Source organism: Catenuloplanes nepalensis, assembly GCF_030811575.1.
Classification (GTDB): domain Bacteria; phylum Actinomycetota; class Actinomycetes; order Mycobacteriales; family Micromonosporaceae; genus Catenuloplanes; species Catenuloplanes nepalensis.
The window spans coordinates 2,546,208-2,557,623 of the sequence record NZ_JAUSRA010000001.1 but is presented as its reverse complement, the minus strand read 5'-3'; the positions used below and the strand labels follow the sequence as shown (position 1 = coordinate 2,557,623).

10 protein-coding genes are annotated in these 11,416 nt (G+C 72.3%); 7 read left to right on the top strand and 3 right to left on the bottom strand.

Annotation, left to right across the window (positions count from 1 at the left end; translation table 11 throughout):
* Positions 1-66 precede the first annotated feature (66 nt).
* Positions 67-675: a TetR/AcrR family transcriptional regulator gene (locus J2S43_RS10670; RefSeq protein WP_306828709.1), complete on the bottom strand. Its 609-nt coding sequence runs from the start codon at positions 673-675 to the stop codon at positions 67-69.
* A gap of 207 nt (positions 676-882) precedes the next feature.
* A complete protein-coding gene (locus tag J2S43_RS10665) occupies positions 883-2,043 on the bottom strand; it encodes a glycosyltransferase (protein WP_306828707.1) in 1,161 nt (386 codons plus the stop codon).
* 100 nt (positions 2,044-2,143) lie between these two features.
* Between J2S43_RS10665 and J2S43_RS10660 the strand changes: the two genes are divergently transcribed.
* Both J2S43_RS10660 and J2S43_RS10655 read left to right on the top strand, forming a co-directional pair.
* Positions 2,144-2,959, top strand: coding sequence for an SAM-dependent methyltransferase (locus J2S43_RS10660; RefSeq protein ID WP_306828705.1), 816 nt, complete (start codon positions 2,144-2,146; stop codon positions 2,957-2,959).
* Positions 2,960-3,000: 41 nt separating this feature from the next.
* Entirely contained in the window at positions 3,001-3,438 is a 438-nt protein-coding gene (locus J2S43_RS10655; RefSeq protein ID WP_306828704.1) for an ATP-binding protein, read from the top strand.
* Positions 3,439-3,496: 58 nt separating this feature from the next.
* Here J2S43_RS10655 and J2S43_RS10650 read toward each other — a convergent pair whose 3' ends face one another.
* Entirely contained in the window at positions 3,497-5,716 is a 2,220-nt protein-coding gene (locus J2S43_RS10650) for a putative bifunctional diguanylate cyclase/phosphodiesterase (RefSeq protein ID WP_306828703.1), read from the bottom strand.
* Between the two features lie 179 nt (positions 5,717-5,895).
* Here J2S43_RS10650 and J2S43_RS10645 point away from each other — a divergent pair, with 179 nt between their 5' ends.
* The 5 genes from J2S43_RS10645 to J2S43_RS10625 all read left to right on the top strand — a co-directional run bounded on the left by J2S43_RS10645 (position 5,896) and on the right by J2S43_RS10625 (position 11,289).
* Entirely contained in the window at positions 5,896-6,822 is a 927-nt protein-coding gene (locus J2S43_RS10645; RefSeq protein ID WP_306828702.1) for a DUF1152 domain-containing protein, read from the top strand.
* 51 nt (positions 6,823-6,873) lie between these two features.
* Positions 6,874-8,049, top strand: coding sequence for a serine hydrolase domain-containing protein (locus J2S43_RS10640; protein WP_306828701.1), 1,176 nt, complete (start codon positions 6,874-6,876; stop codon positions 8,047-8,049).
* Between the two features lie 250 nt (positions 8,050-8,299).
* A complete protein-coding gene (locus J2S43_RS10635; RefSeq protein ID WP_306839244.1) occupies positions 8,300-9,409 on the top strand; it encodes an RNA ligase RtcB family protein in 1,110 nt (369 codons plus the stop codon).
* On the top strand, positions 9,406-9,993 hold the full coding sequence (gene prfH / locus J2S43_RS10630; RefSeq protein WP_306828700.1) for a peptide chain release factor H: 588 nt from the start codon (positions 9,406-9,408) through the stop codon (positions 9,991-9,993). Before J2S43_RS10635 ends, prfH begins: the two co-directional genes overlap by 4 nt.
* A 48-nt stretch (positions 9,994-10,041) precedes the next feature.
* Positions 10,042-11,289, top strand: coding sequence for an MFS transporter (locus tag J2S43_RS10625; RefSeq protein ID WP_306828699.1), 1,248 nt, complete (start codon positions 10,042-10,044; stop codon positions 11,287-11,289).
* Positions 11,290-11,416 lie beyond the last annotated feature (127 nt).

Genomic DNA, 11,416 nt, shown 5'->3' with positions numbered 1-11,416 from the left:
CGACGGCGCTGGCCTGCGGCAACGTGGCGTGAGGTCGCCGCGCTATCTGAAGCGGCGCCGCGCGGCCTAGCGCAGCAGCATGCGGGTGGCGGTCTCGCGCAGCCAGGACTCGGCCTCGTCCGCGGTCCAGGTGGCGTCGCGGAGCAGGCGGGGCCAGGACCAGACGCCGAAGAGGTACCAGAGGACGTCGGTGGCGCGGGCCGTGTCGACGTCGTCGGCGAGGGCGCCGAGCTCGTCGAGGCGGGCCGCGACCGTGCCGAGCGCCCGCCGGTAGGAGGCGTTGGCCACGGTGAGGATGCGGCGGGCGGACGGCTCGGAGGTGGCCGTGTCGAGCAGCAGCTCGATGACGGCCCGGTGCTCGCGGTAGGTGTGGCCGGTGCCGGCCGCCACCAGGTCGATGACCTCCCGGCCGGTGGTGGCGACCGCGATCCGCCGCTGGGTCTCGGCCACCTCGGTGCCCTCGACGCCCCGCCGGACCAGGTGTTCGAGCAGCACCGGCTTGCCGCCGACGCTGGTGTAGACGGTCGCCACCACCACGCCGGCGGCCTTCGCGATGTCGTTGACGGTGGCCTTCGCGTAACCGTCGGCGGTGAAACGCTCCAGCGCGGCCCGCAGGATCAGCTCGCGGGTCTGCTCCGCGGCCTGGGCCCGCCGGCTGTTCGGGTTCGCGGCCATGTGCTCCGTCTTCGCTCGCGTGACGCCCCGATCCTAAAGCTCGCGCGGTGCCCTGGTCGCAGGGCCCGCGCGGTGCCCTGGTCACAGAACACGCGCGGTGCCCTGGTCACAGAACACGCGCGGTGCCCTGGTCACAGAACACGCGCGGTGCGCTGATCACAGAACACGCGCGGCGCCCCGGTCCCAGAGCTCGCGCAGTGCCTGATCCTAGAGCGCGGCGGCGAGCGTGGCCGCGACCTCGTCCGGGGACGGCATGGCGTCCATCTGCTTGCGCACGTCCGCTGCCGCGGCCGCGATCGCCGGGTCGGTCAGCACCGTCTTGACGGCCGCGCGCAGCGTTTCCGGGTCGGGCCGGCCCGGCGCGGTGGCCACGCCGCAGCCCGCCGCGGACACGGCTGCGGCCTGCACGAACTGGTCCGCGCCCTGCGGCACCACCACGACCGGCAGGCCGAGCGAGAGCGCGCCGAGGACCGTGCCGGCGCCACCGTGCGTGACGACCGCGGATACGCCGGGCAGCAGCTTCGCCATCGGCTGGAACGGCACCAGACGCGGCTCGGCCGCGCCGGGCAGCGCGCCAGGCTCGGCCACGCCAGGCTCGGCCGCGCCGGGGAGCGCGGTGCCGATGACGTCCGCGTCGACGCCGTCCTGCAACGCGTTCAGCAGGTCGAGGACGATCTCCGGGTCGCCGAAGTGCGAGCCGAACGTGACCAGCACGCGCGGGCGGCCGGCGGCAGCCGGCGGGAGCGCGGGCGTGACGTCGCCGTCCGGGCCGCGGTGCGCCTCGGGGCGCAGCGGCAGCCGGGTCATCCCGTCCGGGATGCCGACCGGGCCGAGGATGTCCGGGCAGAGGTCGAGCACCCAGCGGCCGGCCGGCAGCGTGGCCGGCGCGTCGACGCCGCGCGCGGTGAAGTAGGGCGCGATGTTCGCCGCGATCGCGCCGCGGAACTCGGGCGGGATGCCGGGACCGAACGACAGCGTGGCCTGCGGTGTGCCGAGCACGGCCGCGACCAGCGGGCCGACCGTGTCGGTCATCTCGTTGACGATCAGGTCGGGCGCCCAGTCGCGGGCGGCCGTGATCGCGTCGTCCGCCGTGGTGTCCAGGCGGACTTCGCCGAAGAACGCGGACACGCTCGCGGGTGTGGGCTCCGCGGCAGCGTCCTGGCCGGTGCGCGCGGCGGCCTCGGCGAACAGCACGTCCGGCATCGGGCCGGCCGGCAGCAGCGCGAACCCCTCGTTGGCCAGCACCGGTGTCATGCCGGCCGCGGTCAGGAACGCGACCCGGTCGCCGCGCCGGGCGAACGCGCGGGCCAGCGGGAGGAGCGGGAAGGTGTGCCCGATCGCGGGCACGCAGCTGAACAGAACTCGCATGTCCGTCAGAATAGCGTTCCAGTCATCAGAAGACCATTCCGATGGCGGTACGGTGGTTACACTCCGGGCATCGACAACCGCCGTTCGGACGGGACACACCATGGCCGAGCACGTGACACCACCGGGCATCGACATCGGCACCATGCACCCCGCCCGGCGGTACGACTATCTCCTCGGCGGCAAGGACAACTTCGAGGCCGACCGGGCCAGCGCGGAGACGCTGCTGAAGTTCTTCCCGGCGACCCGGATCAACGCGCTGGAGAACCGCCGGTTCCTGCGCCGCGCCGTGACGTTCCTGGCCCGCGAGGCCGGCCTCCGGCAGTTCCTGGACATCGGCAGCGGGCTGCCCACCGCGCCGAACGTGCACGAGGTCGCGCAGGGCATCGCGCCGCAGTCGCGCGTGGTCTACGTGGACAACGACCCGATCGTGCTGGTCCACGCGCGGGCGCTGCTGACCAGCACCGCCGAGGGCGCCACCGCGTATGTGGACGCGGACCTGCGGGATCCCGCGCGCATCCTGACCCACCCGGACCTGCTCGGCACACTGGACCTGACCCGGCCGGTCGGGCTGATGCTGGTCGCGGTGATGCACTTCTTCCCGGACGCGCTGAAGCCCTACGAGATCGTCGACCGGCTGGTGCGGGCGATGCCGTCCGGCAGCTACCTGGCCATGTCGCACGGCACGTTCGACTACCTGACGCCTGCGAAGCGGGCCGAGCTGGACGCGCTGCTGGCCCGCAGCGGCGAGCCGGCCGCGCCGCGCGGCCGCGCGGAATTCGCCCGGTTCCTGGACGGGCTGGAACTGTGCGAGCCGGGCATCGTGCCGGTCTCCGAGTGGCGCGCGGACGACGAGCCGGAGCCGCGGCCGGACCCGGCCGAGGCCGCGGTCTACGGGGCGGTAGCGAGAATCCCGTGACCGGCGGCGTTGATCCGGCTCGTTCCGGGTAGATGACGACCGTGGGGAACTTGAGCACGTCGCTTCCGCCGCCGGACGCGACAGAGGTACGGGTCTGGGTGCTGCACACCCCGGACGAGCTGCGCAAGCTTCGGGCCGGGTTGGGCGAGATGATCGCCGATGGGCAGTGGCACGACGGGGATGCGCTGGCGGACGTACCCGAACGGATGATTCTGGTCGCCTCGGAGCTCGCCACGAACGCGATCCGGCACAGTCATCCGCCGACCGAGGTCCGGCTGCTGCGCAACGATCAGCACTTCGTGCTGGACGTGACCGACCATAACCCGGACACGCCGCCGCAGCCGCCCGACGAGGTCTCGGAGCTCTCGGCGGGCGGACGCGGTCTACAGATCGCGCAGCGGCTGTCGCTCGACGTCGGGTGGTACACGACGGACGAGGTCAAGCACGTCTGGGCGAGCTTCCCGGTCAGCACGAACTGAGCGATCAGCACGAACTGAGCGATCAGCACGAACCGAGCGATCAGCACGAACCGAGCGATCACTGCACCGGCTGACCCGGCACGAGGTTGAGACTGTCCTCGATCTCCGCGGCCGGGCGGGGCGGGCTGAACAGGTAGCCCTGGCCGCTGGTGCAGCCGAGCAGTTGCAGCTCGGCGACCTGGGCCGGGGATTCGATGCCTTCGGCGACCGTGTCCAGGCCGAGGATCTGGCCGAGCCGGACCACGGCCTCGGCCACGGCGGCGCCGCGCGTGGTGCTGTCCAGCTGGGTGACGAACGCACGGTCGATCTTGAGGCCGTCGATCGGCAGGCCGAGCAGGTACTGCAGTGACGAGTAGCCGGTGCCGAAGTCGTCGATCGAGATCCGGATGCCGAGCGCGCGGAACTCCGACAGGATCGGTGCCGCGCGCTCGGCGTCCACGATCGCGGTCTCGGTGATCTCCAGCGTGAGGTGTGCCGGGGACAGTCCGGTGCGCTCCAGCACGGCGACGATGTCGGTGACGATGCCGGCCTTGAGCAGCTGGTGTGGGGACAGGTTCACGCTCAGGTGCAGCGGGTCGGTGTGCTGCCGGGCCTGCCACGCGCGGACCTGCCCGGCCGCCTCGGCCAGCACGTGCAGGCCGATCGCGTGGATCAGGTTGGACCGCTCCGCGATCGGCACGAACTCGCTCGGCGGCACGAATCCGTAGTCGGGGTGCTGCCACCGGGCGAGCGCCTCGACGCCGACGGTCCGGCCGGTCGCCAGGTCCACGATCGGCTGGTAGTGCACGCTCAGCTGGCCGGCCTCGATCGCGTGTTCGAGCAGGTCCGCGAGGATGCTCTCCCGGATGCGCTGGTCGGTCATCGACGGGTCGTAGGCGCGCCAGCCGCGTTTGTCGTTGCGCTTCGCCTCGTACATGGCCAGGTCCGCACGGTGCTGCACGACGTGCGGGTCGTCGTCGCCGGACGAGACGGCCACGCCGATGCTGGCGTGCGCGAAGATCCGGTGCTCGCCCACCTCGATCGGGGTCGCGGCGAACGCGGCCAGCACCCGATCCGCCACCGCCGCCGCCTCGGCATCACTCTCGAGGTCGAGCAGCACCAGGACGAACTCGTCACCGCCGACCCGGGCCGCGATGTCGGTGGACCGGATCGTCCCGCGCAGCGTGTCCGCCACGTGGGTGAGCAGCAGGTTGCCGGTCTCGTGCCCGTACCGGTCGTTCACCGGTTTGAAGTCGTCCAGGTCGATGAGCAGGATGCCGAACCGGCCGGTGGCGCGGCGCAGCCCGGCGCGGAGCCCGGCCAGGTTGGCCAGGCCGGTGAGCGGGTCGGTGCTGCCGGCGTCGCGGCTGTCCCGCAGCGACACGACCTGCCGCAGCATCACCGCGATCGTCATCGCGCTCTGCGCCAGGATCAGCCCGCCCCAGGTGGAGAACGCCTGGCCCTGGATGGTGATCGCGACCAGCACGACGCTGCCGAGCGCTACCCCGATGTACGGCAGGTGCAGCGACCAGATAGGCGGCGCGTTCCAGGTCGCGCCGGCGTCCGCGCGCGCGTCCGGACCGGCCCGCATCGCCGCGACCGTCATCAGCAGGCTGGCCGAGGTCAGCGCCAGGACCGCGCCCGGCGACTCGGACGGGTTGCCGCCGTTGATCCGGATCGAGGAGAAGACGATGTCGGTGAGCGCCCAGGACATCATGCCCCAGAGCAGCAGCGTGATCGGCTCGCCCAGCCCGCGCCCGGCGCCGCGCAGCAGCAGCGTGCCGATGACCACGCTGAGCAGCAGGTTGCCGAGACCGAGACCGATGTCGAAGACCCACCGGTAGCTGGCCTGGGTGAGGAACGCGGGCGCCAGCACCAGCTGCCAGACCAGGATGAACGCGCAACTGAACACGGTGAGCAGCTCGGCCGCGAACGCGACCCGCTGCCGGCCGCGCAGTCGCCGGGCGGAGGCGGTGAGTGCGGCCGCGGTCAGCGCGGCGAACATGGCCAGGCCGCTCAGCGCACCGGCCCACCACCAGGCGAGCGACGGGTGCACGCTGTTGACCGTGAAGCAGATCAACATGGACAGCGACAGCGCGCGGCCGGCCGCGGCGATGCGCCAGGTGAGGCGCGCGCCGTAGCGGGCCGCGCGGAGGCTGTAACCGACCCCGAGCGCTTCCAGGAGCAGCAGCGACACGCCGAAGACGGGCCTGCGCAGGTCCGCGTCGGCGAAGGCGGCGACCTGACCGGCGGCAACGACGAGCGCGAGCACGGTCGGGGCGGCCACGGCGCGTCTCACGGCGTTCCCATCGGCCGGGCCGTGGCCGGGTCAAGGATTACCCGGCGGCCGGGGTCGCCTCCGGTGCGGCCCGCGGGGCGGGCAGCGAGATCGCGAACGCGGTGGCGAACAGCGGACCCGGTTCCACGTCACCCGCCTGATATAAAGATCATCTGACTATAGGGCTACCCTGACGCTCGATGAATCGAATCCCCTTCTTCGACCGGCTGCGGGACGCGCGCCGGATTCTGATCGCGGGCGCCGGCGGCGGATTCGACGTCTACGGCGGGCTGCCGCTCGCGCTCGCGCTGCACGCGGACGGCCGCGAGGTGCACCTCGGCAGCCTTTCCCTGGTCAACGTGTACGGCCTCGGCGACGGCTTCGCCCGGATCACGCCCACGTCCGAGGGCCCGTCCGACTACTTCCCGGAGCGCACGCTCGCCACCTGGCTGACCTCGAAGAGCCTTTCGAGCATCAGCGTGTACGCGTTTCCGCGCACCGGCGTCCGCCCGCTGCGCGCCGCCTACCGCCGCCTGGCGAAGAAGCTGCGCCTGGACGCGATCGTGCTGGTCGACGGCGGCACCGACATCCTCCTGCGCGGCGACGAGGCCGCGCTCGGCACCCCGGTCGAGGACGCGACCAGCCTGGCCGCGGTGCTCGGCACGCCGGTGCCGGTCCGGCTGGTCGCGTCGATCGGCTTCGGCATCGACGCCTACCACGGCGTCAACCACGCGCAGGTGCTGGAGAACATCGCCGCGCTCGACCGGGCCGGCGCCTACCTCGGCACGTTCTCGGTGCCGTCGCACTCGCGGGAGGCCACGCTCTACCGGGACGCGGTCGCGCACGCGCGGGCGGCGACGCCGGGCCGGGCCAGCATCGTGCACGCGCAGATCGCGGCCGCGCTCTCCGGCCTGGCCGGCGACGTCCCGCTGCCCGAGGTGGCCGGCCCGCTCTTCGTGAATCCGCTGATGGCCATGTACGTCACGGCCGACCTGCCCGGCCTGGCAGCACAGTCGCTCTACCTCCCCCGCATCCGCCACACCGACGACATGCTCCAGGTCAGCCACGAGATCAACCGCTTCCGAGACGAGATCGAACCGCGGCCGAGGGTGCCATTCCCGCATTGAGTGATGCCATAGTGGCTTGCGCGTGTGCCAAAGAGGTGCCATCCTGGTGCCATGATGAGGCATGGGCACAGGCTGGGACTGGCCGCGATGGCGGCCACGATGCTGATCGGGGTGGCCGCGCCCGGGGTGGCCGTCGCGGGCACCGGTGCGGACCGGCCGGAGCTGCGGGACGCGATGCGGGCCGCGGTCGACGCCGGGCTGACCGGCGTGCAGCTGCGGGTGCACGACGAGCACGGCGAGTGGGCCGGCAGCGCCGGGCTGCGCGAGCTGGGCCGGCCCGGGGCGCCGCCGACGGACGGGCGGTTCCGGATCGGCAGCAACACCAAGACGTTCACCGCGGCGCTGATGCTGCAGCTGGTCGCGGAGGACCGGATCGGGCTGGACGACGTGGTCGCCGACCGGCTGCCCGAGTTCGGGCTGGACCGGCGGATCACGGTGCGGATGCTGCTTCAGCACACCAGCGGGCTGTTCAACTTCACCGGCGAGTACTACGACGACGGCACGGTGACACCGGGGATCGTCTGGTCCGGCCGGGAGTGGGTGGACAGCCGGTTCCGCACCTACCGGCCGGCCGAGCTGGTGCGGTTCGCGCTGTCCAAGCCGCCGCGGTTCGCGCCGGGCACGGACTGGAACTACTCGAACACCAACTACGTCGTGGTCCGGCTGCTGATCGAGAAGGTCAGCGGGCGCTCGTACGCCGAGGAGATGAGCCGGCGGATCCTGCGGCCGCTCGGGCTGCGGGACACCACGGTGCCGGGCACGTCGCCTGAGATCCACGGGCCGCACGCGCACAGCTACTACCGCTACGAGGAGGACGGGCGGCAGGTCACGGTCGACGTCACCCGGCAGAACCCGTCCTGGATCTCCAGCGCCGGTGACATGATCTCGACGACCGAGGACCTGCACACGTTCTTCGACGCGCTGCTGGACGGGAAGTTGATCCCGGAGGCGCTGCTGGCCGAGATGCGGGAGCCGGAGCCGATGAGCGGCGCGTACGGCTACGGCCTCGGCGTGATGGTGCAGGACACCGGCGCGGCGTGCAGCGGCGTCGTCCTGACCCACAACGGCAGCGTCCAGGGCTCGGCCGCACTGATGTACAGCACGCTGGACGGGAGCCGGACGCTCGAGGCCTCGATCACCTACGTCGACGACGCCGCCGGCTCCACCGTCGGCCCCGGCCAGGCCGCGATCGCCCGCCTCTTCACCACGGTCTTCTGCCCCGCATAGTTCTCGTGATCGCGTCCCCCATGTCGTTCCAGCGACATGGGGGACGCGATCACGGAGTCGCGCCGTCGTTCGTGGTGACCGACGACGCGACCGGTGCCCGCGGGAGCACGCCCAAGGTGCCCACGCCGGAAGCGGGAACAGGAAATTCGGTTGTGGCCGAAGGCCGGGGTTCGAGATCATCGTGGGCATGACGTACTGACGGACTGATCTCGTGATGGCCCCCGTGGCGTGTTGCCCGGGTCGCGCCTCCCTGTCCGCGTGCCCTCGGAAAAAGTGGGAAACCTTGTCTCAGGCCTCTGTGTCCGTTTTCGCGTCCTCGTCGAGCTGGATCGAGTCGGACGCGCTCGATCAGTGCCACCAGGTGGCCGCGCTCGACGGGATGGTCCACGTCGCCGCCATGCCGGATCTCCATCCCGGCAAGGGGGCGCCGATCGGCGCGGCGATGTCGTCGCGCGTGCTCTATCCGTTCCTGGTCGGCTCGGACATCGGGTGCGGGATCGCGGTGTTCCCGATCCGGATCAAGCGGCCGGTGGCCGAGAGGCTGGCCGCGCGCTTCCCGGACCTGGACCGGCCCGTCGACCCGGACTCGATCGACACCGACATCCCCGCGGGGTACGCCGAGCAGCTCGGCACGGTCGGCCGCGGCAACCACTTCGCGGAGCTGGCCCGGGTGCACGCGGTGCACGACGACGCGCACGCCGCGCGGCTCGGCCTGGAGCGCGACGACCTGGTGCTGATCGTGCACAGTGGATCGCGCGGTCTCGGCGAGCGCATCCTGCGCGCGCACACCGAGGCGCACGGCGCCGGCCCGGCCGCGGACGTCGGCGCCTACCTGGCCGCGCACGACGACGCGGTCCGCTGGGGCTCGCTGAACCGGCGGCTGATGGCCGCGCGGATCGCGGAGGCGCTCGGCGCGGTGCCGGAGGAGGCGATCGTGGACGAGTGCCACAACTCCGTGTCCATCGTGGACGGCCGCTACCTGCACCGGAAGGGCGCGGCGAACGGCGACGCCCGCCCCGTGCTGGTGGCCGGCACCCGCGGCACCGCGTCGTTCCTGGTGGCCGCGCACGCCGGCCCGGACGCGAACTACTCGGTGGCGCACGGCGCGGGCCGCAAGATGTCCCGGTCCGACGCGCTGCGCCGCGGTAAGGCCAAGCACACGGTGGAGGAGCTGCGGCGCACGCCGGTCGGGTCGTACGTGGTGTGCGGAGATCGGCAGCTGCTGTTCGAGGAGGCGCCGACCGCGTACAAGAAGATCGAGCGGGTGATCGACGACCTGGTCGAGTTCGGGCTGGCCACGCCGATCGTCAGCACGCACCCGCTGGTCACCTACAAGACCGCGGAGAAGGTCCGGCGATGAACCTGCTGATCTCGGCGGGCCGCGGCCCGGTGGAGTGCACGTGGGCGCTGGCCCGGCTGGTCCGGCGCTTGGAGGCGGAGGCCACGCGGCGCGGCGTGACCGTGACCCGGGTCGAGGAGGTGGCGGGCGACCGGCCGGGCACGTACCGCTCGGTGCTGCTCTCGATCGCCGACGAGGCGTTCGCCGCGACCTGGACCGGCACGCTGTGCTGGCAGGCGCCGTCCCCGTTCCGCGCCACGAAACGCAAGAACTGGTACGTGATCGCCGCGCCCGTGTCAGTTGACATCGAGAGGACCCACTTCGACGAGGCGGACGTGGAGATCGTGCCGATCCGCACCGGCGGTCCCGGCGGCCAGCACCGCAACAAGGTCAGCTCGTCCGTCCGGGCCACGCACCGGCCGACCGGCCTGGTCGTGGTCGCGGACACCGAGCGCCACTTCGGGCTGAACCGCTCGCTGGCGCTGCGCCGGCTGCGGGAACGCGTCGAGGCCGGCGACGCCGCGGCCGCCGAACGGTTGAAGACGCAGCGGTGGGAGGTCCACGACGACCTGGTCCGCGGAGACCCGGTACGCACCGAGAGCTGAACCACTTCTTGTACGCATCGTTGCATACAAGAACGTAGCGTCGACGGCATGCTCCTCGCACCCGCGATCGCCCCGGCTTCGACGACCACCCGGCGGCCGTGGGTCTCCGTCTACGCCGTCATGTTCTTCTCCACCTGGGCCGGCAACCAGTTCAGCCCCCTGCTGCTGCTCTACAAGCAGCGGGAGCACTACGGGGTGGTCGCGGTCAACGGCTTCCTCGGCGTCTACGTGCTCGGCCTGATCCCGGCGTTCCTGCTCAGCGGCGCGCTCTCCGACCGGTACGGCCGGCGCCCGGTGATGTTCGGCGGCGTGCTGGCCGCGCTCGCCGCCAGCACCGCGCTCGCGTTCGGCGAGACCGGCCCGGTGATGATCTGCGTCGGCCGCTTCCTGGCCGGGATCGCGGTCGGCACCGCCACCTGCGTCGGCACGTCCTGGCTGAAGGAGCTGTCCCAGGGCGTCCACGACCCGCACGCCGACGCCGGTGCCGGGGCGCGGCGCGCGACCACGTCGTTCGCGCTCGGCTCCGCCACCGGCGCGCTGATCGCCGGCCTGTTCGCGCAGTGGGGACCGTGGCCGCTACAGCTGCCGTTCGTCATCCACCTGGTGCTGACGCTGCCGTTCGCGTGGCTGGTGCTGCGCGCGCCGGAGACCGCCGGCGTCCCGTCGACCTTCCGGGTCTCCACCCTTGGAAACCGCCGCTTCCTGCGCATCGTGGCGGTCGCGGCGCCGTGGCTGTTCGTCGCGCCCTCCGTCACCTACGGATACCTGCCGGTGCTGCTGGAGCGGACCACGGCCGGCGTCGGCATCGCCTACGCCACGCTGCTCACGGTGATCGCGCTCGGCGTGTCCGCGCTGGTCCAGCCGCTGGTGAAGCGCCGGGAACGGTTCGACAGCACGCGCGGCCTGATCGCCGCGATCGCGCTGATCACCGCGGGCGTGGGACTGGCCGCGACCGCCGACCACCTCCAGTCCGCGACGATCGGCCTGGTCACGGCCGCGGTGATGGGCTGCGGGATCGGCGTCGGCATGGTCTCCGCGATCATGGAGGTCCAGCGCATCGCCGGCCCGCGCGACCTGGCCGGCCTGACCGGCGTCTTCTACGCCATCGCGTACACCGGCTTCCTCACGCCCACGCTGCTGGCCACGGTCTCGGGCACGCTGGGCACCACCGCGCCGCTGCTCGGCGTGACCGGGCTCGGCGTGCTCAGCGTGTTGCTCCTGGTCACGGCTAGTCGAACGCTCCGGCCGGCGGATCCGGCAGTCGCCGCCACCCCTCCTCCCGCCGCGCCGCGCTGATCGCGCACCACACGCCACCGCACACACCTGAAACCCGGATCAAGGACGCGGAACCAGCGGTACGGCCGGCTACGGTCCTCCACCCGGCGTGGCGGACCGTCGCACCCGCAAACTCGGTGCTTCGGCG

What these genes read in the sequence shown, in the direction of transcription:
- J2S43_RS10670 (WP_306828709.1), bottom strand. Translation starts at nt 675, where the DNA reads ATGGCCGCGAACCCGAACAGCCGGCGGGCCCAGGCCGCGGAGCAGACC.
- J2S43_RS10665 (WP_306828707.1), bottom strand. Translation starts at nt 2,043, where the DNA reads ATGCGAGTTCTGTTCAGCTGCGTGCCCGCGATCGGGCACACCTTCCCG.
- J2S43_RS10660 (WP_306828705.1), top strand. Translation starts at nt 2,144, where the DNA reads ATGGCCGAGCACGTGACACCACCGGGCATCGACATCGGCACCATGCAC.
- J2S43_RS10645 (WP_306828702.1), top strand. Translation starts at nt 5,896, where the DNA reads ATGAATCGAATCCCCTTCTTCGACCGGCTGCGGGACGCGCGCCGGATT.
- J2S43_RS10640 (WP_306828701.1), top strand. Translation starts at nt 6,874, where the DNA reads ATGATGAGGCATGGGCACAGGCTGGGACTGGCCGCGATGGCGGCCACG.
- prfH (WP_306828700.1), top strand. Translation starts at nt 9,406, where the DNA reads ATGAACCTGCTGATCTCGGCGGGCCGCGGCCCGGTGGAGTGCACGTGG.
- J2S43_RS10625 (WP_306828699.1), top strand. Translation starts at nt 10,042, where the DNA reads ATGCTCCTCGCACCCGCGATCGCCCCGGCTTCGACGACCACCCGGCGG.